We start from the raw sequence: 25,549 nt of genomic DNA, 5'->3' as shown, positions 1-25,549 counted from the left end.
ATTTCAACCCCTGACTAAAGAACAGTGGCGTTTGTCTATGTATGTATATAGATGTGTATATAGATTATATGATACATATCGACACATATAAACCAATGCCTGTAGATTAATAAACATGAGAACATATGTAATTCAATACATTGAAACCAACAAACATTCCATCACTAATACAACAACGCTCATGCATATAACTCGGTAAGTAAACATATACCGTATGCATAATGCATATGAACAATACAAGCGTAGAGCAAGTGATTTAATTAAATAATCAGCTCTACTACGACTAACACTTTCGAAATATAAAAAAGGAAATAAATAGTATGTACGAATATATCACCTCTCACGGAAAATTGAATCAATACCATTTAAAGAAAATAGAACAAACTATTGATAAAGCATTGAGTGAACACCCAAGAGTATTGGCTGTAAGAATAGATTTACATACTCCTGCTCTCAAACCATTAAATGACATGCCTGATGAGGCTAATTTCGCAAGGACAGATTCATCAGTAATATCCCGCTTTACGGATTCTCTGAAAGCAAAAATTTCACATTATCTTAACAAGCGGGAGAAAGAGGGAAAGCGAGTTCGTAAGACATCATTACGCGTTGTCTGGGCCAGAGAGTTTGCACCTGATTCACATAAGAAACATTATCACGTATTACTGTTACTCAACGGGGACACTTTCAATACACTGGGAGCGTACGATAGTAAAAAAGGTACACTCCTCCGCCTTATACGTGAGTCATGGATGAGTGCTGTCAGTTTCATTTATCCCCCTGATAAAGAGTTAGTCCACACACCCAGGAATCCTTGTTATTACCTGAATGCAAAGGATGGCAAGCAAAGTGAGTCATATGGTTCGCTGATTTTCCGGACAAGTTACTTTGCAAAAAAGAAAAGCAAATGTTTTACAGATGGTGAACGTAATTTCGGATGTAGCTTTAAATAAAAAACGTCACAAATTATCTATTTCCCCATGAGCAAAACAGACCAGAACAGGGCTATTCATGACTCATATCTTTACAGTATCAGGTAGCAAAACAATCCTGACTAAAATAATATCAATCCAAATAAAACCAATTTAGACCAATGGTCTGCCGGAGTATTCCAAATAGCAGATGAGTATCATATTCTTGGCCCTGCAGTATATCTGCCAGTAAAAATTAACATATGAGAGGTCGAATATGAGTGTTGGAGTTATAAAAGACAAAAAGGCTACTTACCCAGTAGAATACTTCCCTCAAATAATGCGGAATGCAATTGAATCTATAGTAAGGGATGTTCAGGCTCCTCCGGAGCTGGTGGGTAGCGCCATACTGGGTTTTGCATCACTTGCATTGCAGGGGTTAAAAAAAATTCGTTATCCTGACGGGCGAGTCAGGCCCATCTCCTTATATCTTACCGTGATTGCAGACTCAGGAGAGCGGAAAACTGCTGTATATAACCTGGTGGGTCAACCTGTCTTTGCATTTGAGAAAGCCTGCCGAAAGAAACATGAAATGCTAATAGTTGATTACAATGCAGAACTTCAATCATGGAAGGTACAGGAACAATCCATATTGAAGAGTATCCGCAAGAAAACGGAGAAAGGTGTCAGCATTGAAAGTGAAAATGAGCGGCTGAAGCTCCATTACAGAATAAAACCGAAAAGTCCTGTTCTGCCTAAGATGATTTACAACGATACTACCCCTGAAGCTTTACAGTCGGGATTATACAACAATATACCTTCTGCGAGCCTGATGTCAGATGAAGCTGGGGTATTCTTTAAGGGAAGAGCTAAGAGTAATTTAGGTTTTTTAAACCAGCTATGGGATGGCTCTTCATTTGATGTAGAACGCAAAACAGGCAGTTTCACAGTAGATGATTGCATGTTCACCATCTTACTTATGATCCAGACAGATGAATTCGAAAAATATGTTAAAAAACAAGGGGATTATGCAGTAGGCTCTGGTTTTTTCTCTCGATTCATGATTACCGGAGTCACCTCTATGCAAGGACGTAGGGACACCAAGACAGTACAAAATGCAGGAGGAGATAGCCTTAGGTTATTTCATGAAAAAATCGAAGAGGCGCTATCCAGTTTTGAAGAAATGTGTAACAGTGGTACTGTTACACATGAATACTATACACTTTCAGAACAAGCTCAGACTGTTTTATCCGAGTACCAGAAAAAGGCTGAAGACGCTATAATTCAACACAAAGACAAATCCCCTCTTTTTGAAGGCATGTTTTCTAAATTGTCAGAAAATTTTATAAGAGTGGCTGCCTTATTTGAATATTTTGACGGTAACAATTCAGGAACTATTTCCTCAAAAAATGTTGTAAATGCTTCAAACATTGTGAATTTTTATTATTCTTATTTATTAACTTCGGGTGGTTTACGTAGTGAAACAGTGGAGCAGAATGCTGATTTACTCTATGCCTGGCTGCTCTCTCACAAAGAGAACCACTATAGTTATACCACCCATATAAACAAAACGGAAATAAGAAGAAAAGGACCTTATAAATTAAGAAATAAAATCAAACTCAACGCCGCTTTAGAATTCCTTGAGCAAGAAAGGAAGGTGAGTATCCAGAAATTGAGAAACAACAATGGAACTATGAGCGAAATAATCACTATCCATCGATAATCACCGATAAAGAGCTGCTATTGTCTGCTACTGGTAGCAGACAATAGCAGCAATTCATTCATATAAAAAACATCACCAGTTATAAACATTTGACTCTTAGTGACTCCCCAGCATTGAGGTTTTGATATTTATATGTTCTATTTTCTCAACCCCCTCCTTTCAACTCATTTATTTTCACCATTGAATAATAGGCCTCAAATGACTGCTGACAATGAGTCGCGTTATTATCGAGTTCGGTGATCGCCTGAGCGATCACCTTTAATACGATGGAAGTTACACAGAATTACGGACAGGCTCCACATCTAACACTCTGAAAATCATTTTCATTCGCTTATTTTCATCAGTTATCTCTTTACAACATCAGCGAAAGCATTCTTCAATTCGATGTCATTTCTAGACCAGTCGCTAATGGTTCTATATAATTTATCCCATGATGTCCAATCACTATTTTTATGGAAATCAAGTTCAATAAACTTAGAAATCTCTTCCTCTAAAGAATTAATAGCAGCAGCTTTACTTTTCCACCCGTCTTCAGGCTTATTTTTCTTTAATAGCCTAATGACTTCATCCTTGACTGGCCTGTATTTCTGCGACTTTCTTTTACCACCGAGGCTTGCTGCTTCTCGTTTTAACTTATTAGACTCTTCTTTAAATTCTACCATTTCCAGAGCCCAGCAGGCTCCATTCCACATGTTTATCAAATTTAGTGCCATCAAAACATGTTTACGACCTTCAGCTTTGCGGCCCTGTCTGTACTGAGATATTCCCCATTTATGTGATACAAAAGCGCATTCCAGAAGTTTGCCGGGTGTACCCGTCCACATAGCTTGAGACTTCATACTGCTTATGTACTCTTCAACAGTACGTTCCCTGTAAGCATGTTTGTAAGGCTGAATCCTGCATTTTTGGTAATCAGTAATGGCAGTATGGGCATCTTTCTCGAGCTTACGCACCATCTCTTCGCCAGAACACGGCTCAAAGTGAGTGGAAGTTTTCACTTTCACTACCGCTTTCTCAAACTCATTTAAAACCTCTTCAAAAAGGATATCAAAGTCGTTATTTTTCATTTAGTTACCAAAAAGTGAATGTGAAGTAGTAAAGCTAAAAAAATACTTTATGAAGACAGCTTTTTCGATACTAACCCTCGCATTAATATAAGAACCAATCTAAAGCAATCAAGAGCAATGAACCATGTCTACACAAGATATGAAGATTTTAAGGTTACCTGAAGTAGTCGAGAAAGCCGGGATCAAAAGATCCACCATATACGACTGGCTGAATCCAAAATCACCGCGATATGATCCAACTTTTCCAATCCAGCGTCGGCTGGGCACTAAATCAGTGGGCTGGCTGGAGTCAGAACTGGACGACTGGCTAAATAATCGCCCGATATCAATCTGATATTGTAGATGTAATGCTTACACAATCTATTCAATTTTTATTGCTGTTGTCAGAGCAACTCACGTCAGCATATGGGTAGATTAAGGCTAGATACAAAAATAACTGTTAATTCATAATCCATCATGAATGATGAGATTTATAATATCCGAATATTATTTTTCTTCGCACAGTTATATTTTAAAGGTAAAGTTTAGAAAAAAATCAGTCTAAGCTTCAAACAAATCCAGATATTGTATATTTACCGAAAGAGAGTTAATAATGAAAGAACATGCATCAGTATTTAATCATAAAAATAATAATCACATGTCAGATACAGACCTCACAAAAGATCGCCTCGTTAATATGACCTTTATTACTGCTTACACTGGATTAACAGACAAATGGTTTTATAAACTCATCAAGGACGGTGAATTCCCGAAGCCGATTAAATTGGGCAGCAGCTCTCGCTGGACTGAAAGCGAAGTAAAGTCGTGGTTAAAACAGCGTATGGAAAAATCAAGAGGAAACTAACCATGCATGCAAAACGTATTGACTACACTAACCGACGGACTCACTCCACTCAAGATACTACCGCAAACAAACGGTCCCGTTGTATCTGTAACCAATGCAAACGTCAGTATTGTGGGGCTAAGCCCTGCCCATTTTGTTATCGGATAATAGGAGAATCTCACTAAATTCCTTTGATGCCCACTAAGCAGCCCAACACTTAATCACAATAGGTTTAACATACATCTGAGGTGTCATTCAAGATGGCTCAAATATAAATACCTGTGAGTATTAAGCGTTATCCAGAATAGTTTAAAGTTGAAGCAGTCAGACAGGTTGTTAATAGCGGTCATTCTATTTCCGACGTTGCAATACGTCTCGGTATCACCACCCAAAGTTTTCACGCCTAGATAAAGAGGCACCTTCAACGCCACAGAATGATGCTAATGCAGGTTCGTTTTTCATGCGTTCGGGGTTGTCACCTGCAATTGTCCCTAGTGTTGCTGCCGTCAGTGGCACTACACCAAACTGACAGCGGAGGTTACCGGCACTCGCCAACGGTACTGCCATCCTGACCTGCTCCCCATTGATTAGCATATGCTGAGACTAGGCTGTGTCCCTTAATCATCTGAGCTATAGTAACTGTCTGTTTCCACGACATATTGAACTATGGCTCGCTACGACCTTCCCGATGAAGCATGGACCATCATCAAGCCCCTGTTGCCTCCTGAACCTGCTACACGACCAGCCGGACGCCCATGGGCTGAGCATCGTAAAATTATTAATGGCATGTTCTGGGTGTTGTGTTCCGGTGCTCCATGGCGTGATTTGCCCGAACGATATGGGCCATGGAAAACGGTTTATAACCGCTTTAACCGGTGGTCAAAGTCAGGCGTGATTAACATTATTTTCAACAGGTTACTTTCACTACTTGATGCGAACGGCTTTGTTGACTGGTCTGCCACCGCGCTGGATGGCAGTAATATCCGGGCGCTGAAATGTGCCGCTGGTGCTCAAAAAAGCATCCTGATATCGACGGAGATAATGGGCTGGGTCGCTCTCGCGGCGGTTTCGGCACCAAAATCCATCTGGCAACAGACGGAAGCGGTCTCCCGTTAAATATCGTGTTAAGCCCCGGGCAGGCTCATGAAAGCCTGTTCGCGCAACGACTTCTGGACGGTATTGGCGTTCAGCGTCAGAACGGCAGCATGAAACGCCGTGGTCATGCAGTACTGGCCGACAAAGCGTACTCCGGACACGCATTACGCAATGAGCTGAAAAACAACGGCATAAAGGCAGTTATCCTCCGAAAATCAAATGAGAAAATGGCATCGGATGGACGTGCGAAGCTTGATCGTGATGCGTACCGAAATCGTAACGTCGTTGAACGGTGCTTTGGCCGCCTGAAAGAATATCGTCGCATCGCTACTCGTTACGACAAAACGGCGAGAAATTATCTGGCAATGGTGAAACTGGGCTGCATCCGACTCTTTTATCAACGGTTACGTAATTAAGGGACACAGCCTAAATCGATTTGCAGGTAGATCTGTTCCCTGGCCTTTTTTATCCGGCGTTCCCACATGTTTTTAAGCGCAGGATTAATCTCACGACCTGTGTTGGCTGATTGTTCAGCCCCTTTTTTTAAACTTTCCAGGTTAAATCGGGTAAACGACATTTCAAGCATGTCTGTTTGTTCTGGTGCCAGGGTATTGTGCTTGTCGGATTGCACACCCGCCACTTTTTTGATATTGCGTATCAACAAATTTACCCGCTTAACTGTAAGCGGTTTTACATGAAAATCCTCAAGCAAATCCTCTGACTCAATGAAATCAACATTTTTGATAAGTATCGGGTTACCACCAAAAATCAGCTTTTCCTGACTCTTGTTCACATCTGGCAGCAGCCACTCAGCATCCGGGGACTCAGCCGCTTCCTGATAGCGTTCGTGCATTTCACGCCGAAGAACGAACTCATAGTACAGTTCCCGGAGGGTCAGGTCTTTCAGCGCCAGATAGTTGCCAGGTTTAAACCACCTGGTCAACTCTACCTTTTGTTTTTGGGTTATCTTTGGCATCAACGATCTCATGATCAACAGACAGGTAATCACTATATGCAACAACCGGATTTCAGCCAATGGTCAACTGTCCCGACAAAATATTAGGGGTTTACATGACTTACAAGCGCGACAGATATCTGCTTCTCGCTCATTGCGGGGTTTACATGGTGCGAATCGTTATACCGTCCTACATGAAGCCTTACTTCAACTGTAAGCGCTACAACATGAAATCCATAGCCACGAAAGATATCAGGCAAGCAAGGCTTTTCAGAGAAAGTATACGCCTCGTTAACACTCGACATTGTTTTGTTCGAGTGTTACTTTAAATCTCTCCTTCATTCTGTACGTTTTTTAATCCCACAAGAAGTAACCCATAAGTAACTCAAACTTCCTTACAAATATTATTCCTATTTTAAATCAATGTGTTAAAAAACATAAAAAATACTGCTGCATTATTCGTCAAAAGACGTTACCGGGTTAGCGTCCATACAGGCCATGCACCCTTATCTTTTTATCAAATTTAAATTAACTTAAACCAGCTCAAGTTAACAAAGTGTTAATGATGCTAAGAGCCTATCCCAAAAGGGATTGTCAGGTAATAAATGATGGAAATTTCTGAGATCAAAGTATGGCGGGCAACAAGTGGCAGATCAGCGATGAACTCTGGGAGAAAATGGCCCGACTCATCTTGGAACGCAAAATTCACCCCCCACTGTGTACGCATCGCAAGCGCGTTGATAATCGTGCGGCATGAATGCCATTTTCTTTATGTTCAGAAAGATTGCCAGTGGAATGCCCTGAATGCCACAGGGATTTGTTCGTCCAACTCCGCTCACCGGCGCTTTCAGGAATGGCGGGATGCCGGAGTATTTGAACGCTTCTGGCAGAACGGCCTGCTTGCCTGTGAACATCTGGATGCTATTGACTGGTCGTGGCTGTCGCTCGATGGATGTATGACCAAATCACCACTGGCTGGTTCAAAAAAACAGGCCGCAACCCCACAGACCGCGGTAAACAGGGAGTAAAACGCAGCCTGATGACTGACGCGAACGGGCTTCCGCTTGCACTGGCTGTCGCCGGTGCAAATACCCACGACATAAAGCTGGTTGCAGATACCCTCGACGCTCTTCAGGCGGGCAGACCCGGCAGAAGACTCCGCCTTTGCATGGATAAGGGGTATGAAGCCGGATAGCTGGAGGCGTATCTGAAAATCCGGTGCTATGAACCTCATATCCGGTCACGGAAAGAGGGAGCAGAAACCATTAAAAACACAGATTTTAAGGCTCATCGCTGGGGTGTGGAGAGAACACACTGCTGGATGAATTGCTACCGCCGCGTCCTGACGCGCAGGGAACAGAAAATCGAAAATTATGAAGCGATGCTATATTTTTCCTGCGGCGTCATTGTCTGGAATAAAATCCGACTGGGATAGGCTCTTAATGAAAAACGATGAAGATTGTATGAGCAAGGCCCGGAGCATTAAACCCAATAAGCATCATGGGTAATATTGCCTCACCGTGCCTCAGCTGTTTTTTTATGTTAACTCTACGACAAGTCCATGTTTTGTATATGGACATATTTGTTGCGGGTGTTAGTATTGCATTGACAGTAGCAATAAATATGCGTGTTTCATTTAAGGCGAGGATTGCTGATGATGACCACATTAATCGCACCTCTTTCTGACCGGTTAGCAGCGCTGAAGGCGTCATGCGCCGGTTGGCCTTATCCCCCATACCTTCCTTTCCTGGAGAGACGATACTTCGCTATGCGGAGGAGAAACGCGCACCACTCAGCAAATGGAACAAAGCGAGTCGCGTATGGACAAAATCAAACGGCGTTGGGCAGTCTACGTTATTGGTTTACTGGTGGTGATTGCCGCCGCCGCATGGTGGATGCTGCGCCCACCGGGACTCCCGGCAGGCTTTGCCAGCAGCAACGGTAGAATTGAAGCCACAGAGGTCGATATCGCCACCAAAACCGCCGGACGTATCGATACCATTCTGGTCAAAGAAGGGCAGTTTGTCCGCCAGGGTGAAGTCTTAGCCCGCATGGATATCCGGGTGCTCAACGAACAACGGCTGGAAGCCGCCGCACAAATTAAAGAAGCTGAAAGTTCGATTGCCGCAGCGAAAGCGCTGCTCGATCAGCGTCAAGGCGAAATGCGCGCCGCTGAGGCGGTCGTGAAGCAGCGGCAGGCTGAATTAAACTCCGCCGCCAAACGCTACGGCCGTTCCAGCACACTCTCACAGCGCGGCGCGGTCTCCGCTCAGCAGCTTGATGACGACCTGGCGGCGGCGGAAAGCGCCAGAGCAGTGCTGGAATCAGCAAAAGCCCAGGTCTCTGCCGCCAGAGCGGCTATTGAGGCGTCAAGAACCAGCATTATTCAGGCACAAACCCGCGTTGAAGCAGCTCAGGCCACGGAGCGTCGGATTATCGCCGATATCGATGATAGCGAACTGAAAGCGCCCCGCGATGGTCGTATTCAGTATCGCGTTGCTGAACCGGGAGAAGTGCTGGCGGCAGGCGGGCGGGTGCTGAATATGGTCGACTTGTCCGATGTCTACATGACCTTCTTCCTGCCTACTGAACAAGCTGGCCTGCTGGCGCTGGGCAGCGAAGCGCGAATTATCCTTGATGCCGCACCCAATCTGGCCATTCCTGCCAATATCAGTTTTGTCGCCAGCGTGGCGCAGTTTACCCCCAAAACGGTGGAAACCAGCGATGAACGGCTGAAGCTGATGTTCCGCGTCAAAGCCCGCATTCCGCCGGAGCTGCTGGAACAGCACCTTGAGTATGTGAAAACCGGCCTGCCAGGTATGGCCTGGGTGCGTCTGGATAACCAGCAGGCGTGGCCTGAAGCGCTGACGGTGAGGTTGCCACAATGAACACGATCGCCCGCCTGGAGAACGTCAGTCAGCACTTTGGCGCAACCACCGCGCTAAAAGACATTACGCTGAGCATTCCCGCCCGCTGTATGGTGGGCCTGATCGGGCCAGACGGCGTCGGCAAGTCCAGCCTGCTGTCATTAATTTCCGGCGCACGGGTCATTGAGCACGGCAATGTGGTCGTGCTCGGCGGCGACATGAGCGATGTTCGCCACCGCCAGGATGTGTGCCCGAAAATTGCCTGGATGCCTCAGGGGCTAGGGAAGAACCTCTACCATACCCTGTCGGTCTATGAAAACGTCGACTTCTTTGCCCGCCTGTTCGGCCATGATAAGGCCGAGCGTGAGAGCAGAATCAATGAGCTGCTCCAGAGCACCGGACTCGCGCCGTTTCGCGACCGTCCGGCGGGGAAACTTTCCGGCGGGATGAAGCAAAAGCTCGGCCTGTGCTGCGCGCTCATTCACGATCCGCAGCTGTTAATCCTTGATGAACCGACCACGGGCGTTGATCCTCTCTCCCGGGCACAGTTTTGGGATCTGATCGACAGCATTCGTCAGCGCCAGCCGGAGATGAGCGTGCTGGTCGCCACCGCCTATATGGAAGAAGCGGAACGTTTTGACTGGCTGGTCGCCATGAATGCGGGGGAAGTACTGGCGACCGGCAGCGCAGACGAACTCAGGGCGCAAACGAAGAGCCAGACGCTGGAACAGGCGTTTATCGCCCTGCTTCCTGAAGCCCAGCGCCTGGCGCATAAAGAGGTGATCATTCCACCGCGCAACGCAGAGGAGAGCGAAATCGCCATTGAAGCTCGCGGCCTGACGATGCGCTTTGGCAATTTTGTCGCCGTTGATCACGTGAACTTTCGTATCGCCCGTGGCGAAATCTTCGGTTTCCTCGGCTCCAACGGCTGTGGTAAATCAACAACCATGAAAATGCTGACCGGGCTGTTACCGGCCAGCGAAGGCGAGGCCTGGCTATTTGGCCAACCGGTCGACCCGAAGGATATTGAAACCCGCCGCCGCGTTGGCTATATGTCGCAGGCCTTTTCCCTCTACAGTGAACTGACCGTTAGGCAAAACCTCGATCTACATGCCCGTCTGTTCCATATTCCGGATGCGGAGATCCCCGGTCGGGTCGCCGAGATGAGTCAGCGCTTTATGCTGGAAGAGGTTGAAGACACCCTGCCCGCCTCGCTGCCGTTAGGTATTCGTCAGCGGCTATCGCTGGCGGTCGCGGTCATTCACCGTCCGGAAATGTTAATTCTTGATGAACCCACCTCCGGCGTCGATCCCGTGGCCCGGGACATGTTCTGGCAATTGATGGTCAATCTGGCCCGCCAGGATCGGGTGACGATTTTTATCTCCACCCACTTTATGAATGAAGCCGAGCGCTGCGATCGCATTTCACTGATGCATGCTGGCAAAGTGCTGGCCAGCGATACGCCGCAGGCGCTGGTCGAACAGCGCGGGTCGGCCAGCCTCGAAGAGGCCTTTATCGCCTGGCTACAGGAGGCAGCAGATGCCGCACAGCCGCCTGCTGCTGAGGCTGCGCCGATTCCCATGATTGAACACAAAACCGAAACCATTGCTCCGCGTCAGGCGTTTAGCTTGCGCCGCCTGTTTAGCTACAGCCGTCGCGAAGCGCTGGAGCTACGTCGCGATCCGGTACGATCGACTCTGGCATTGCTGGGCACGGTGATCCTGATGTTTATCATGGGATATGGGATCAGTATGGACGTCGAGGATCTGCGATTTGCGGTACTCGACCGCGATCAAACCGTCAGCAGCCAGGGCTGGTCGCAGAATATCGCCGGTTCACGCTATTTTATCGAACAGCCGCCGCTGCAAAGCTACAGTGAACTGGACCGGCGGATGCGCAACGGCGAGCTGGCGGTGGCTATCGAAATTCCGCCTAATTTTGGCCGCGACATCGCTCGGGGAACGCCAGCGCAAATCGGCGTGTGGGTGGATGGCGCAATGCCAAACCGGGCGGAAACGGTGCGCGGCTACGTGCAGGCGATGCATTTGGCCTGGCTTCAGGAGATGGCCGGTCGCCAGGCCAGCCCCAATCGCGATACCTCACTGATTTCTATTGAAACCCGCTATCGCTATAACCCGGACGTGAAGAGTCTGCCAGCGATTGTTCCAGCAGTTATTCCGCTGCTGTTGATGATGATCCCGGCAATGCTCAGCGCGCTCAGCGTAGTGCGTGAGAAAGAGCTGGGCTCGATCATCAATCTGTACGTGACGCCGACCACCCGCAGTGAATTTCTTCTGGGCAAACAGGTGCCGTATATCGTGCTGGGGATGTTTAACTTCTTTCTACTATGTGCACTGTCGGTGTTTGTCTTTGGCGTACCGCATAAAGGGAGCTTCCTGACGCTTATGCTGGCCGCACTGCTCTATGTCACGATTGCCACCGGGCTTGGCCTACTGATCTCAACCTTTATGAAAAGCCAGATTGCGGCGATTTTCGGTACCGCGATTATTACGCTTATCCCGGCGACGCAGTTCTCGGGGATGATCGATCCCGTCGCTTCTCTGGAAGGGCCGGGCCGCTGGATTGGCCAGATTTATCCAACCAGCCACTTTCTGACCATTGCGCGAGGAACGTTTTCCAAAGCGCTAAATCTGACGGACCTGTGGGCATCCTTCATACCACTGCTTATTGCGGTTCCGCTGGTGCTGGGCCTGAGCGTGTGGCTGCTGAAAAAACAGGAGGGATAATGCGCGGATTACGCAATATTTATAATTTAGGCATGAAAGAGCTACGCAGCCTGCTTGGCGATAAGGCGATGCTGACATTAATTGTCTTCGCCTTTACCGTCTCGGTTTACTCCTCCGCTACCGTTATGCCGGGGTCGTTACATTTAGCCCCTATCGCTATTGCGGATATGGATAAATCGCAGCTCTCATCGCGCATTATCAACGGTTTTTATCGCCCCTGGTTTTTACCCCCTGAGCTGATTACCGCTGATGAAATGGACGCAGGGCTGGATGCCGGGCGATATACATTCGCGATCAATATTCCCCCTAACTTCCAGCGTGATGTTTTAGCCGGACGCCAGCCGGAGCTGCAGGTAAACGTTGATGCGACGCGAATGAGCCAGGCGTTTACCGGCAATAGCTATATCCAGAATATCGTCACTGGTGAGGTAAATAGCTTTGTCGCCCGCTATCGGGATAACAGCTCGTTGCCAGTCGAGCTAGCCGTCAGGATGCGTTTTAACCCGAATCTGGAACAGGAACGTTTCGGGGCCGTAATGGCGATTATCAACAATATTACTATGCTGGCCATCGTGCTTACCGGTTCGGCGTTGATACGTGAACGAGAGCATGGAACCGTGGAGCACCTGCTGGTGATGCCGGTGACGCCGTTTGAAATTATGATGGCAAAGATCTGGTCAATGGGTTTGGTGGTGCTGGTCGTTTCTGGATTATCGCTTATATTGATGGTCCAGGGAGTGTTGCAGGTGCCGATTGAAGGCTCTATACCGCTGTTTATGCTTGGAGTAGCCCTGAGCCTGTTTGCTACTACCTCAATTGGAATATTTATGGGAACCGTGGCCCGCTCGATGCCGCAGTTAGGGCTGTTGATGATTCTAGTGCTGCTACCACTTCAGATGCTATCCGGGGGATCAACGCCACGAGAAAGTATGCCGCAGGCGGTGCAGGACATCATGCTCACCATGCCGACAACTCATTTCGTCAGCCTGGCGCAGGCAATTCTATATCGAGGCGCAGATTTTGCGATTGTCTGGCCGCAGTTTCTGACGCTGCTGGCTATCGGTGGCGTATTTTTTACGATTGCACTGCTACGTTTTCGTAAGACGATTGGAGAGATGGCTTGAACGATGCCGTTGGAACTGCCACGGTACATGGCTGGCGAAAACAACTGGAACTTGAGGGCTTGATCATCCGAAAAGTGAAACCCGGTGTGGAACAATAGGCAGAGCAAATTTTTACTATTCTGCTTGAAACAGCTGCACTTTCTAAGCATGAGCTGTCTGAATACTGCCGTAAAAATGGCCTTTATCCTGAACATGTCGCTGAATGGAAGCCAAACTGTCTGATCGCCAACCAGCCGAAGCATCGCCAGTTGGTCGACGAGCAACGAGCGACCCGCACAGAGAAAAGCCGCATCCGGGCGCTTGAAAAAGAGTTACGCCGGAAAGATAAAGCACTGGCGCAAATGGCAGCGCTGCTGGTTCTTCAGGAAAAGTTGTCAGCCTGAAATCTCTCCAGGATTCACGGGGTGGTTCATTTTTGCCGACCATACTCAACGGCTTCCTTCAGCAGCGCATTCTCCATGGTCTTTTTACCCAGCAAGCGCTGTAGCTCTTTGATTTGTTTCACCGTCGCCGCAAGTTCTGAGGCGGGAACAACATCTTCGCCAGCCATGATCGCGGTGAGACTACCTTCCTTGTACTGCTTTCGCCAGGCGAAGATCTGGTTTGCATTCACACTATGAAGCCGTGCAACATGGGAAATGGTCATGCTAGGCGATGCGTTTCCTGAACGATGGCAATCTTTTCCTGTGGACAACGGCGCCTGTGGCGCTCTGGTCCCAGCAACTCTTCGATCATGCTTATCTCCCGACTAGTCATTAATTTAAAGTGGGTCGAAGTGTCTGGTGATTCATGGGGCCAGTCTAATCTGCATTACGACCCAAAAGTGACGGTTTACTCACAGAAAAAGATTAAGAGATAATTAATCTAAAGATAAATATTAAAAACATCATTTACTTATTGGGGTTGTTCACGCAGGCTGTTAGCAGCCATATATTTACAGATAGCCGATAAGAGATGATAGTAGGGAGGCATGATGAAAAAAAAAGTGATTGAAGCACTTTTTACTGGTTGCTGTTCGGATCCATTCTCTACACTTGGTATGCATTGTACCGACGCCGGACTGGAAGTTCGTGCATTATTACCTGATGCCACCGATGTGTGGGTCATTGAACCAAAAAACGGGCGCAAAGTCGGCAAGCTGGAATGCCTTGATTTGCGCGGTTTCTTTAGCGGCGTTCTGCCGCGTCGTAAAAATCCTTTTCGCTATCAGCTGGCCGCCACCTGGCACGGACAGCAGCATCTGATTGATGACCCGTACCGTTTTGGCCCACTGTTACAGGAACTGGACATTTGGCTGCTGTCGGAAGGCACGCATCTTCGCCCCTATGAAACGCTGGGCGCGCATCCCGATACGATAGACGATGTTGTCGGTACGCGCTTCTCGGTCTGGGCACCTAATGCCCGCCGGGTGTCGGTCGTTGGCCAGTTTAACTACTGGGATGGTCGTCGCCATCTGATGCGACTACGTAAAGAGTCCGGCATCTGGGAGCTGTTTGTTCCCGGCGCGTTTAACGGTCAGTTGTACAAATTCGAGCTTATTGATGCCCACGGCAATCTGCGGGTGAAGTCCGACCCTTACGCCTTCGAAGCGCAAATGCGCCCGGAAAGCGCCTCGCTTATCTGCGGGTTGCCGGAAAAGGTCGAGCAGCCTCCAGCGCGCAAGCAGGCTAACCAGTTTGATGCGCCTATATCGATTTATGAAGTGCACCTCGGCTCCTGGCGCCGCCACACCGATAATAACTTCTGGCTGAGCTATCGCGAGCTTGCCGACCAGTTGGTCCCGTATGCCAAATGGATGGGCTTTACTCATCTGGAGCTGCTGCCGGTTAACGAACATCCGTTTGACGGCAGTTGGGGCTATCAGCCGACCGGGCTGTACGCGCCCACCCGTCGCTTCGGCACCCGGGAGGATTTCCGCTACTTTATCAACGCCGCGCACGCCGCGGGGCTTAACGTTATTCTGGACTGGGTGCCAGGCCATTTTCCGGCGGATGACTTTGCGCTCGCCTCGTTTGACGGCACCTCGCTGTATGAACACTGCGACCCGCGCGAAGGCTACCACCAGGACTGGAACACCCTGATTTACAACTACGGCCGCCGCGAGGTCAGCAACTTCCTGGTTGGTAATGCGCTGTACTGGATTGAACGCTTTGGCATTGATGCGCTGCGGGTCGATGCGGTGGCATCAATGATTTATCGCGACTACAGCCGCAAAGAAGGTGAGTGGGTACCGAACGAATTTGGCGGCCGGGAAAACCTTGAAGCCATTGAGTTCCTGCGTAATACCAACCGCGTGCTGGGCGAACAGACGCCGGGGGCGGTAACGATGGCGGAAGAGTCGACCGATTTTGCTGGCGTTTCTCGTCCTTCCTCCACTGGCGGTCTGGGGTTCTGGTTCAAGTGGAACATGGGCTGGATGCATGATACCCTCGACTATATGAAACTGGATCCGGTATACCGTCGTTTTCATCACAACAAGATGACCTTCGGTATGCTCTACAACTACACCGAAAACTTTGTCCTGCCACTCTCTCATGATGAAGTGGTGCACGGCAAAAAATCCATTCTCGACCGCATGCCGGGCGATGCCTGGCAGAAGTTCGCTAACCTGCGAGCCTACTACGGATGGCTGTTCGCCTTCCCGGGTAAAAAGCTGCTGTTTATGGGCAATGAGTTTGCACAAGGACGTGAGTGGAATCACGACGGAAGCCTCGACTGGCGTCTGCTTGAGGGCGTAGACAGCTGGCACCACGGCGTTCAGCGACTGGTGCGCGATCTCAACCATACCTATTGTCGCCACAAAGCGCTGCATGAGCTGGATTTCGACCACTACGGTTTCGAATGGCTGGTGGTCGACGATCATGAGCACTCGGTGTTTGTCTTTGTGCGTCGCGACAGGGAGGGTAACGAAATTATCGTCGTCAGCAACTTCACCCCGGTACCGCGCCATGATTATCGTTTCGGCATCAACCAGCCTGGCCGCTGGCGCGAAGAGCTGAACACTGACTCAATGCACTATCATGGCAGCAATACCGGTAATGGCGGCATCGTTGAAAGCGATGTCATTGCCAGCCATGGTCGCGAGCATTCCCTCTCCATTACGCTACCGCCGCTGGCGACGATCTGGCTTACAAGGGTGCCTGATAATCAATAAACTTCGGAGGTTTCTACTACCCGGCGGTGGGGTTATTCATTTAAATAGTAGTGCCATGGTAGTTGAGTTATTCCCGGAGGTGGTCTCTTCTGAATTAATTTACAGAAGAATATTTTTTATTCGCTGTTTCCTTTTGTTGTTTTTATTTTAATGGCAGGACATCACTATGAGTAAACATGAATATAATGACAATGTCATGCTGGCACGCCAGTTACCGCTTAAATCTGTGGCGCTGATCCTAGCGGGAGGTCGAGGGACACGATTAAAAGACCTGACAGCAACCCGGGCAAAACCGGCGGTACATTTTGGTGGCAAGTTCAGGATTATTGATTTTGCTTTATCAAACTGTATTAATTCCGGGATAAGACGGATTGGGGTCATTACACAATATCAATCACATTCCCTGGTTCAGCATATCCAGCGCGGTTGGTCTTTCCTCAATGAAGAGATGAATGAATTCGTCGATTTATTACCCGCCCAGCAACGCGTGCATGGTGAGAACTGGTACCGGGGTACTGCCGATGCTGTCACACAGAACCTGGATATTATTCGACGCTATGGTGCGGAATATGTCGTTATTCTAGCGGGTGATCATATCTATAAACAGGATTATTCCCGGATGCTGATTGACCATGTTAAAAAAGGAGCCCGGTGTACTGTGGCCTGCCTTCCTGTACCTGTGGAATACGCAAGTGCTTTTGGTGTCATGGCTGTGGATGAAAATGATAAAATCATTGATTTTATTGAAAAACCTTCTAATCCTCCTACTGTGCCGGGGGATAAAACCAAATCGCTTGCCAGTATGGGGATCTATGTATTTGATGCTGAATACCTCTATCAGCTACTGGATGAAGATGGTCGGGATGAACAGTCCAGCCACGATTTCGGCAAAGATATTATTCCAGCAATTACGGTATCCGGAGAAGCCTGGGCACATCCTTTCCCGCGCTCCTGTGTGCAGACAGATAATAATGCAGAACCGTACTGGCGTGATGTCGGAACTCTGGAGGCCTACTGGAAAGCGAACCTTGATTTAGCTTCCGTGGTACCTGAACTAGATGTTTATGATCGCAACTGGCCGATCCATACTTATGTAGAGTCTTTACCGAGCGCAAAATTTGTTCAGGACCGCACAGGCAGTCATGGAATGACCATGAATTCACTGGTCTCCGGCGGCTGCATTATATCTGGTTCTGTCGTTGTTCATTCAGTTTTATTCTCCAGCGTACGGATTAACTCTTTTTGCAATATTGATTCGGTTGTTTTATTACCCGGTGTGTGGGTAGAACGTTCCTGTCGGTTACGACGCTGTGTGATTGATCGTGGATGTGTGATCCCTGAATGAACGGTCATTGGTGAGAATGCTGTCGAGGACGCCCGTCGTTTTTATCGTTCTGAAGAAGGGATCGTTCTTGTCACTAAAGAAATGCTGAGGAGGCCTGAATAATGAACGGATCTCCTGAAAGGCATTCCGCAGAGATCATGGTGACAATCTCTAGCCCGGACTGATCTTACCCTGCCATCCCCGGACAGCTTTTGTATCTTAAGTTAACGATGCCCGCTGTCGCCGGTATTCCCCAGGGGAGTAATATCCCAGCGCACTGTGCGGGGTTCATTGTAATGCGTGAACGCTGCTGCTGCAGGGTTTTGCAGGGCTGTTCTCACATTCGGTTTTGGCATGAACGCGATATAGTCTTCCTTCATCGTCTTCACGAACTGTTCGGCCATGCCATTACTCTGCGGGCTGCTCACCGCTGTTGTGCAGGGCTCCAGATTCAGCTCTCAGGCGAACCTCCGCGTTTCATGCGCGGTATACGCGGAACCGTTGTCCGCCAGCCACTGCACCGCTGTGTCCGGCAACTTATCGCCGAAGCGCTTTTCTACCGACCTCAGCATTACATCCTGCACGGTCGAACTGTCGTAGCCACCGGTACTCGCCGCCCAGTCTATGGCTTCTCTGTCGCAACAGTCCAGCGCGAACGTTACCCGCAGTTTCTCGCCATTGTCGCAGCCGAACTCGAAGCCGTCAGAGCACCAGCGCTGATCGCTCTGCGCCACCGCCACCTTACCGTTGTGTTCCCGACCCGGCACCGGGCGCGGCGGCCTGTCATGCAGCAACAACAGGCTGTTTTCGCTCATCACCCGATAAACCCGTTTAGCATTCACCGGCGCAAGCCCCTCATCGCGGGCCTGACGCCGCAGCACCGCCCAGACCCGGCGGTAGCCATAACACGGCATATCGGCGATAACCACCAGTATGCGCCATAGCAGCGCCGCATCCGCTTCTTCATCGCGCTGGTTACACCGCCCATCCTGCCAGTCGGCGGAACGATTAACCCGAAGTGATAATTGCGCACGCGACACGCCCATGGTGCGGCTGACCTGTGCTATTCCTTGTCCTTTGGCAACAAGGGCGCATGCGCTATCCATTTTCGGGATACACCGTACTCCACGGCTTCTTTCATGATCTCAACTTCCATCGTCTTCCTGCCCAGAAGGCGCTGAAGCTCCCGGACCTGCTTCAGAGCAGCAGTAAGCTCTGAAGCTGGAACGACTTCCTCTCCGGCCGCAACGGGGGTAAGGCTGCCTTCCTGGTATTGCTTCTTCCACTTGAACAGCAAACTGGGCTGAATACCGTGCAGGCGTGTGACGTGGGAGACATTCATGCCCGGCTCCATCGTCTGCTGGATAATGGCGATCTTCTCCTGAGGAGTTTACGTTTACGGACTTCTTGCCCTAACAGGATTCTGGTCATCTCAAAATTGGCGTTAGTGTTAGACATATATTCAAGCCTATCTCTTATCTGGGGATACAGCTACAGTCTGGGGTTTCAGGGGGCGACATCACTCGGGTGAATAAATCCCAAGGGTAGAACGAGCTCTTTTTGATGCTATATCAATACCAGTTCCTGGACGTTCTTGCTCCCATGAAAAGAACTGATTTGTTGCCGCTTTTTTATTTTTTGAAAAGTTCCAGTAATTTATAAAGCAATTTACGGCCCATTCTATTTGATTAGTCGATGCTAAAACTAATCCAAGGTTATTCCATGATGAACCTCTACGTGGAGCTAGTTTAAGTGATGATGTCAGATTCATTTGTGCTGCAGTATAATCGCCGATCATGTAATATGCATATCCAAGGTTCCCTAATACTTCAGCATCTGACGGGTATATTTTTTTTGCTGTTTCAAGATTAGCTATAGCAGAAATGAACTGATTTGACCTAATTTGTATAATAGCCTTTTGATTTAGCGCTCTTGATTCTGAACGATCTTTTTTAGTGATTATTACCCGTGGTGCTGAGATTCCAGAGTTTCTATACGATGTATCAACCTGCTTAGTATTTGAGTATGTCGTTGATATGTTCTTTTTGTCTATTGTTGTTAGATAATATACGTCATTAGGGGGCGTCGTTAACATTTTGTATTTAATGTTTTCTGGGAAGTTCATTGCGGTGTATACAGTGTCCATATCAAGTGATAATGATCTTGCTTGGTCATTATCAATTTCATTAATGCTTATACGATGAACACCAATTATACTTTCGGGAAAAGCATGGCGTCGTATTCCCGCGCCAAATAAAAGAACGCAAGCACTAACACACTCCCATCTATTTGGCACTACCGTTGTTAAATTATTACTTGATATAATCAATGACATCTTTAAGGCGTCGGCAACATTACCACCAAGACTATTTAACCAAATCTGACTGAGTGGCATGTTATCTTGCTTAAATGAGTCGATTTGTTTTGCGAAAATGTATGCATCTCCTGAAGAAATACTTCCATTTACGGTAAGTAGAAACGTTCCATCCTCCATTGCTCCTGCTTGGAAGTTTAAATTTCCATATGCAGACCCTAAAGTCTGAGTAAATATTGCAGCCGCGATTATCCATTTTTTTATTTTTCTTAAGGATTTTTTTTCCATTTTACTCCTCCTAAAAATACCTCTCATCCAGTAAACCTGAGTGCGACTAATAGCTAGGACCACGAATCTTCTCTATGCCATGCCCCTAATATTATCACTAAATAATGATTTTAGGAATGCGCAAATCATTTAAAAGGAAGGTTCAGTCTAATACAATAGACTAATATTGATACATTTTTCCGATCAGTGCTTCTCACTGAGTATTTCGCTCTATTCGGTTACGGATTGGCATTGAAGTTCTATCAGAGTTTCTCATCCATTCTATCAACTGGGAACTTAACTTTTCATTCTACTTTTTAACCTGTTTTTTCGCCGCTTTCCACTACTGGCGGTTTTTTCTCGTAAATTTACCCTGCAGAACCACTCTTTGCGCGTTATGCACCAGTCTGTCCAAGATTGTGTCTGCCGTTGCTGGGCAAGATCAGTAATGGCAGACTCATCAAGCCAGACCGTCAGCGAACCGCGCTGCCTGAGCACTTTGTTGTAGGCAGACCAGTTGGTGATTTTAAACTTTTGCTTTGCCATGGGGACCTGATGCTGAAACGTCTGTAACGATCAGATCCGCCCATCTCCTGAAAGTTCGATTTATTCAACAAAGCCGACGATACAGTCAAGGTAAACAATGGGATCCTCCATCTCGAGAATGAATTATCTGTTGTTATCTACCATATTTCTCAACCTGAAACTTTGCCAGTGACTATGCCATTGGGCTTTATAACAACTAACAAAAAGTCGGTTAAGATTATTGGAGCGCTGATTACTGAATATCTGAAAAGTAGCTCTGGTTTTGATAAGCCACATGACTGTGGATTTCTTTCTTCGATAGTTGAAAAATGCTGATAGAATGGTCAGTTACCCTTTTAGTTTTCTTGACCACCTCCATAGGAGGTGGTTATTAATTGCCACTATTAAACCGTTACCTAAGTTGATATTTCTATATTTTGTACCAGTTAACACTCATGTGAACTGGTACAGTACATATCAGATACATCACTCTGACTCATCGGGGATACCATGCATCATATTGCTGTCACCCAGATGTTGTTCCCAGACATCATCGCATTTTATCGTACTGATTTCTTTTCCCTGTTTTAAAACAGTTATTTCCCCATCAGTATTTTTTCCATCATCGATATAGGAAACAGAGTAAGTATACTCGTTTTCTGGTATGTTCAATGTATGTATCGACACACCCTCAGCCCTACTGTAATTCCAGGCCTGACTTAACTGGCTCACATTTTTCACCAAAGTGATTTCAGGAATAACCCCACCATCTCCGTTAATATCCGACTTACCGAATAAATAAGCGACCTCATTATTATTTCTTAACACAGCCACCTCTTTAGTGGTTTTACCTTTTATGACACATCCGAACAGAACATCTGAATCTCCATAAGGTGATGCCATTACTGAACAGGAGATAGTAATTACTCCCAGAGCAGTCACATATTTAATTCCATTTAAAAACCTCATACAAATCCCCTCTAAAAATAAATAATAAATAAAAAGCACTTACCCCAAAGGTAAGTACTTTGCCTCAAAAATGCCTATTCAATATATACAACAATCTTACCATCTGATTGTTCTGTCACGGTAATATCTTTAGTTGTACCATCACTAAGTTGAGCAAATCCATAGTGCTGTTTCCCTTCACTTTCAGTTAACGTTACGTTCTCACATTGCTGTGAGTATTGACGTAACTGTTTATGATAGATATCCGTTACCACCTCGCATGCTGTACGTTCCAGCATCGCTTTGCTACCATTGAACGCAAAGTTCCCGATGCCATATACAACCCAGATCCCAAGCCAGACCAGCAACAGCATTTTCCCCTGACCAACGGCTTTACAACGTTTAGCAATATAAACTGGCGAAAAAAGAATCCACCATTTTGAAAAACTTGCCTTACCATGTTTATCCAGTAGCTTCCAGTCCATATAGAACAAAATAACCAGGGCAATCATAACGAACAGATTAACCGTATAGTTGACAGCTAAACTAAACAAACATGCGGATAAAACGCCGACAACAAACAATCCCGTTGCAATCCAGATATATTTTTCATGTAAAGACGAGCTGTCTATATTTAATAATTTACGGATATTCTCAGCGCTTACAAAATCAGACTTTTTTCTATCGCCAACAATAAAAGAAATCAATTTATTATTATACAGTACCCTGGCTTCATCGTTTAACAAAATGGACTTCATTTCACGGATTAATTTTAAATCTGCATCATCACGCTCACTTACTTTTTGTATCGCATGGTTTAATTCATCAAAGCTGACATTCATATCCAGCTCAAGATATTCATAATAGTTTATCATGATAATTCCTTATCTTTACATAATAGCCAAAATATTACAGAGAACGTTAAACTGATATACTTCAAGAGTGTTGAACAGGAAGTGAGTATAGCGGTAGATATAAAAGAATTATTAAAATACGTAATCACTTCCCTTATAAACATAACAAAACAACAATCCCTATACAAACAAGCAACATGAATAAAACACCAATGCCTAGATAGGCTTTAAAAAGCCTCTTAATTCTTTCTGGCTTCATTTTGACCTCACGACTACAGCAAAAAGAATCGCACCAAATATGGGGTCTATAAGCATACTGATAACAAACCATATGAAGAACGAACGGCCACTGGCCTGAGCCAATTTACCAATAACTATCGATGCTCCGATCCACAAAAGTAAAAGAATAAATGCCATCGTTGGCTCCTTGAAAAATAGCAATAAATGATTGAAGTGGTGGTTTAATGCCGTCACTTTGTCCGATAAACATGTTGAATGGATGGGCAGACTTATACCTGCCGCATTGAAACATCCTTGCTATAGGCGCATGGTGCATCTCCTAATTGTCACCCGATGAGAATCCTGGCCTGATTCTAATCAAATCCTTTCTAAGATAGGGAGGTTACGAGTGCAGGTAAAATTGTTATTACCGATCGAATTTCAATAATTGATCTGCGTAATCTATCGATATAAACGATCAATTTTATATATTTGATAGCTTGCAACTATCATTATAATGATATCGATCGTTTTTGTAGATCGGTTTATGCGGGGCATGTGGTGTATTAAAATTGATGAGGCAAGTAGTGGGTATTTTTTATTCATTAAAAACATAAGGATATGACATTTCTCATAACCTTCTAGTCAAAGGTATGACCACAATCGCCACACTCATATCTGTCAAACACGAGTCCATCAAGGGCTGAGCCGGTAACTGCTCCTGCAGTTGCACCAGCCACAAATCTCCCAAACACAGCACCAATAACGGCCCCGGCCGCAGTCCCCAGAACTGGCACAACAGAGCCGATTGCAGCCCCTGTACCTGCGCCGCTAAGTGCTCCAGCCACACCTCCAGCGATACTTCCTGCCTTCCTCCCAATATTACGTTCACTTACACGGTCAGAACCACATTCCGGGCATATCGTAGTCATTTCTTATTCTCCTGATTTACAGTTGTTAAAAGCAAAAAGGCATCCGAACGTTACTGAACGGATGCCTTCTCATAGGTAATTTTATCGTTAATGGTTATTTAGTAATTAAATAATCAATTGGGTTTTCACGCTGTTTTATCAAACACTCCTTGCATCACAGTCCTGTTTGCTAAAGAGTCAATATAATTTGCATACCACTGCAACATCTCCCTACGCTGCTCCAGATATTGAGCATGGTTGTAAGTACCACGGATAGTGTTCTTATCAACATGTGCAAGCTGTAACTCGATCCACGCCGTGTTATAGCCCTTTTCGTGCAAGATCGTACTCATCGTATGCCTGAAACCATGCCCGGTAGCCCTTCCGTGATAACCAACTCTTTTTAGTACTTGATTGATGCTCGCTTCACTCATTGGTTTTGTGATGTCGTTACGACCAGGGAAAACCAGATTGTAACGACCAGTAACTGCCTGAATTTCACGAAGTGACGCCACAACTTGATCAGATAAGGGGACCAAATGCGGGCGGCGCATCTTCATCCTTTCTACTGGCACCTCCCACACTCGCTTACCGAAATCAAACTCCTTCCACTCTGCCTGACGAAGCTCGATAGTGCGAACGCCAGTCAGCATCAAAATGCGTGTGGCAAGCCGAGTTATCGGGCTACCTGAATACGCAGCAAGAGCTTGTAAGAAATCAGGTAATTCACCAGCTAGCAGGTGGGGATAATTGGTAGACTTAGGCGCAGTCAGTGCGCTGGCTAGTTCAGAGGCTGGGTTTGTTTCAGCCCTGCCAGTGACAATGGCATAGCGAAAAACCTGATTGCAGGCCTGACGAATTTTACGCAACTTATCGAGGACGCCTCGCTTTTCTAATTTACGGAGCGAATTGAGCACTTCTAGCGGCGTAATCTCAGCAATGGGTCGTTTACCGATATCAGGAAAAATATCGTTCTCAAACGCTTCCATCAGATCTTCAGCGTAGCCTTTCGACCAGTTAGGACGCTTGTATTCATGCCATTCCAGCGCAATCGCTTTGAAGGTATTTTCAACACTGGCTTTTTTAGCCAATTTTTCTGCTTTCTTTTCTTCTCCCGGGTCACCACCCAAAGCAATAACCTTCCGTGCTTCTTCTCGCTTCAGGCGAGCATCAGCCAAAGAGATATCTGGGTAAACACCGATAGAAAGCTTTTTCTCTTTCCCAAAAAATCGGTACTTCAAACGCCAATACTTTGCGCCGTTAGGTTTTACCAGCAAATACAACCCACCACCATCAGTAAGTTTGTATTCCTTCTCCTTTGGTTTTGCAGTGTCTATCTGTCGTGCATTTAGTGGCATATGGGGCCCCTAATTTCCATTGAACGAGATGAGCCCCCTCAAAGGCCCCCAGCTACCACTTGATTTAGGTAGAACTGAGTTGACTTCGATAGAACTCGTGACAGAAAAATCCAGTAATATCAGGGATTATAAAGGATAAAAAGAGAATTCAGTAGAGGTGTGTTGACTTGAAAATGGTACGCCCTGTAGGATTCGAACCTACGACCTACGGCTTAGAAGGCCGTTGCTCTATCCAACTGAGCTAAGGGCGCACGGAGAAGCGTAAACTTCGCAGTGGTGAAACTGCGTGGAATTATACGGTCAATGGCAGGTGAGTCAATGCCTTTTGGTATGATTGTCGGTCTTCTGTGCCGATATGCGCTA

16 protein-coding genes, 1 tRNA gene and 8 pseudogenes are annotated in these 25,549 nt (G+C 46.7%); 14 read left to right on the top strand and 11 right to left on the bottom strand.

The features are described 5' to 3' along the window. Nucleotides 1–320 precede the first annotated feature (320 nt). Together HV107_RS16065 and HV107_RS16060 are read left to right on the top strand one after the other, a co-directional pair. Entirely contained in the window at nucleotides 321–953 is a 633-nt protein-coding gene (locus HV107_RS16065; RefSeq protein WP_083294074.1) for an inovirus Gp2 family protein, read from the top strand. 235 nt (nucleotides 954–1,188) lie between these two features. Next, entirely contained in the window at nucleotides 1,189–2,634 is a 1,446-nt protein-coding gene (locus HV107_RS16060) for a YfjI family protein (protein WP_064158542.1), read from the top strand. Nucleotides 2,635–2,978: 344 nt separating this feature from the next. Here the strand turns inward: HV107_RS16060 and HV107_RS16055 are convergent, their stop codons facing one another. Further along, nucleotides 2,979–3,701 carry a hypothetical protein gene (locus HV107_RS16055; RefSeq protein WP_182059912.1) on the bottom strand — a complete coding sequence of 241 codons (723 nt, stop codon included), beginning with the start codon at nucleotides 3,699–3,701 and terminating at the stop codon, nucleotides 2,979–2,981. Between the two features lie 124 nt (nucleotides 3,702–3,825). Between HV107_RS16055 and HV107_RS16050 the strand changes: the two genes are divergently transcribed. The 4 genes and pseudogenes from HV107_RS16050 (at nucleotide 3,826) to HV107_RS16040 (ending at nucleotide 6,035) form a co-directional block, all read left to right on the top strand. Then, nucleotides 3,826–4,035 (top strand): AlpA family transcriptional regulator, encoded by a 210-nt coding sequence (locus tag HV107_RS16050; protein WP_080491305.1) that lies wholly within the window; start codon nucleotides 3,826–3,828, stop codon nucleotides 4,033–4,035. A 303-nt stretch (nucleotides 4,036–4,338) separates the two neighbouring features. Further along, nucleotides 4,339–4,545, top strand: coding sequence for an AlpA family transcriptional regulator (locus HV107_RS16045; RefSeq protein ID WP_080491308.1), 207 nt, complete (start codon nucleotides 4,339–4,341; stop codon nucleotides 4,543–4,545). A 260-nt stretch (nucleotides 4,546–4,805) separates the two neighbouring features. After that, nucleotides 4,806–4,928: pseudogene (locus HV107_RS27335) on the top strand (transposase); the annotation flags it as partial. 262 nt (nucleotides 4,929–5,190) lie between these two features. Further along, nucleotides 5,191–6,035, top strand: a protein-coding gene (locus tag HV107_RS16040; RefSeq protein WP_115723444.1) for an IS5 family transposase whose coding sequence is annotated in 2 segments (ribosomal slippage) — nucleotides 5,191–5,533 and nucleotides 5,533–6,035 — 846 coding nt in all. Because the reading frame shifts where the segments join, the coding sequence is not laid out codon by codon here. On the opposite strand, the gene HV107_RS16035 is transcribed toward HV107_RS16040, so the two are convergent. Next, complete coding sequence (locus tag HV107_RS16035; RefSeq protein WP_021314398.1) at nucleotides 6,032–6,595, bottom strand: DUF6387 family protein; 564 nt, start codon at nucleotides 6,593–6,595, stop codon at nucleotides 6,032–6,034. The two genes, HV107_RS16040 and HV107_RS16035, sit on opposite strands and share 4 nt — an antisense overlap. A 95-nt stretch (nucleotides 6,596–6,690) precedes the next feature. Here HV107_RS16035 and HV107_RS27330 point away from each other — a divergent pair. The 6 genes and pseudogenes from HV107_RS27330 to HV107_RS27535 form a co-directional block, all read left to right on the top strand. Continuing rightward, a pseudogene (locus HV107_RS27330) lies at nucleotides 6,691–6,858 on the top strand (integrase); the annotation flags it as partial. A 347-nt stretch (nucleotides 6,859–7,205) separates the two neighbouring features. Further along, nucleotides 7,206–8,009 (top strand): annotated as a pseudogene (locus HV107_RS16030) (IS5 family transposase). A gap of 385 nt (nucleotides 8,010–8,394) precedes the next feature. Next, nucleotides 8,395–9,462 (top strand): HlyD family secretion protein, encoded by a 1,068-nt coding sequence (locus HV107_RS16025; RefSeq protein ID WP_028016386.1) that lies wholly within the window; start codon nucleotides 8,395–8,397, stop codon nucleotides 9,460–9,462. Further along, nucleotides 9,459–12,188 (top strand): ribosome-associated ATPase/putative transporter RbbA, encoded by a 2,730-nt coding sequence (gene rbbA, locus HV107_RS16020; protein WP_021314393.1) that lies wholly within the window; start codon nucleotides 9,459–9,461, stop codon nucleotides 12,186–12,188. The genes HV107_RS16025 and rbbA overlap by 4 nt, the downstream gene beginning before the upstream one ends. Beyond that, the gene (locus HV107_RS16015) at nucleotides 12,188–13,312 is read left to right on the top strand and encodes an ABC transporter permease (RefSeq protein ID WP_021314392.1); all 1,125 of its coding nucleotides are present in this window, start codon (nucleotides 12,188–12,190) and stop codon (nucleotides 13,310–13,312) included. Before rbbA ends, HV107_RS16015 begins: the two co-directional genes overlap by 1 nt. Further along, nucleotides 13,309–13,513, top strand: a pseudogene (locus HV107_RS27535) (IS3 family transposase); the annotation flags it as partial. The gene HV107_RS16015 and the pseudogene HV107_RS27535, both read left to right, overlap by 4 nt. A gap of 211 nt (nucleotides 13,514–13,724) precedes the next feature. Here the strand turns inward: HV107_RS27535 and HV107_RS16005 are convergent. Then, a pseudogene (locus tag HV107_RS16005) lies at nucleotides 13,725–14,047 on the bottom strand (transposase); the annotation flags it as partial. A 235-nt stretch (nucleotides 14,048–14,282) separates the two neighbouring features. Between HV107_RS16005 and glgB the strand changes: the two are divergent. Continuing rightward, on the top strand, nucleotides 14,283–16,466 hold the full coding sequence (gene glgB, locus HV107_RS16000) for a 1,4-alpha-glucan branching enzyme (protein WP_031285560.1): 2,184 nt from the start codon (nucleotides 14,283–14,285) through the stop codon (nucleotides 16,464–16,466). A gap of 166 nt (nucleotides 16,467–16,632) precedes the next feature. Next, nucleotides 16,633–17,913: pseudogene (glgC, locus tag HV107_RS15995) on the top strand (glucose-1-phosphate adenylyltransferase). A 96-nt stretch (nucleotides 17,914–18,009) separates the two neighbouring features. Here glgC and HV107_RS15990 read toward each other — a convergent pair. The 8 genes and pseudogenes from HV107_RS15990 to HV107_RS15955 form a co-directional block, all read right to left on the bottom strand. Next, nucleotides 18,010–19,221, bottom strand: a pseudogene (locus tag HV107_RS15990) (IS3 family transposase). A gap of 88 nt (nucleotides 19,222–19,309) precedes the next feature. After that, nucleotides 19,310–20,392, bottom strand: coding sequence for a hypothetical protein (locus tag HV107_RS15985; protein ID WP_014837235.1), 1,083 nt, complete (start codon nucleotides 20,390–20,392; stop codon nucleotides 19,310–19,312). A gap of 411 nt (nucleotides 20,393–20,803) precedes the next feature. Then, nucleotides 20,804–20,917 (bottom strand): annotated as a pseudogene (locus HV107_RS15980) (IS5/IS1182 family transposase); the annotation flags it as partial. A 465-nt stretch (nucleotides 20,918–21,382) separates the two neighbouring features. After that, nucleotides 21,383–21,865 (bottom strand): hypothetical protein, encoded by a 483-nt coding sequence (locus tag HV107_RS15975; RefSeq protein ID WP_047683739.1) that lies wholly within the window; start codon nucleotides 21,863–21,865, stop codon nucleotides 21,383–21,385. Nucleotides 21,866–21,939: 74 nt separating this feature from the next. Then, the gene (locus tag HV107_RS15970) at nucleotides 21,940–22,719 is read right to left on the bottom strand and encodes a hypothetical protein (protein ID WP_080490680.1); all 780 of its coding nucleotides are present in this window, start codon (nucleotides 22,717–22,719) and stop codon (nucleotides 21,940–21,942) included. 234 nt (nucleotides 22,720–22,953) lie between these two features. Continuing rightward, nucleotides 22,954–23,115, bottom strand: coding sequence for a hypothetical protein (locus HV107_RS15965; protein WP_040216727.1), 162 nt, complete (start codon nucleotides 23,113–23,115; stop codon nucleotides 22,954–22,956). An 859-nt stretch (nucleotides 23,116–23,974) separates the two neighbouring features. Then, on the bottom strand, nucleotides 23,975–25,186 hold the full coding sequence (locus tag HV107_RS15960) for a phage integrase central domain-containing protein (protein WP_065806339.1): 1,212 nt from the start codon (nucleotides 25,184–25,186) through the stop codon (nucleotides 23,975–23,977). 174 nt (nucleotides 25,187–25,360) lie between these two features. After that, nucleotides 25,361–25,437, bottom strand: a tRNA-Arg gene (locus tag HV107_RS15955). Between the last annotated feature and the right edge of the window lie 112 nt (nucleotides 25,438–25,549).

Origin of the sequence: Enterobacter sp. RHBSTW-00175 (genome assembly GCF_013927005.1) — a bacterium.
Lineage (GTDB): Bacteria > Pseudomonadota > Gammaproteobacteria > Enterobacterales > Enterobacteriaceae > Enterobacter.
Note: the sequence above shows the minus strand (reverse complement) of the source record. Positions and strands in the feature narration are given on the sequence as shown.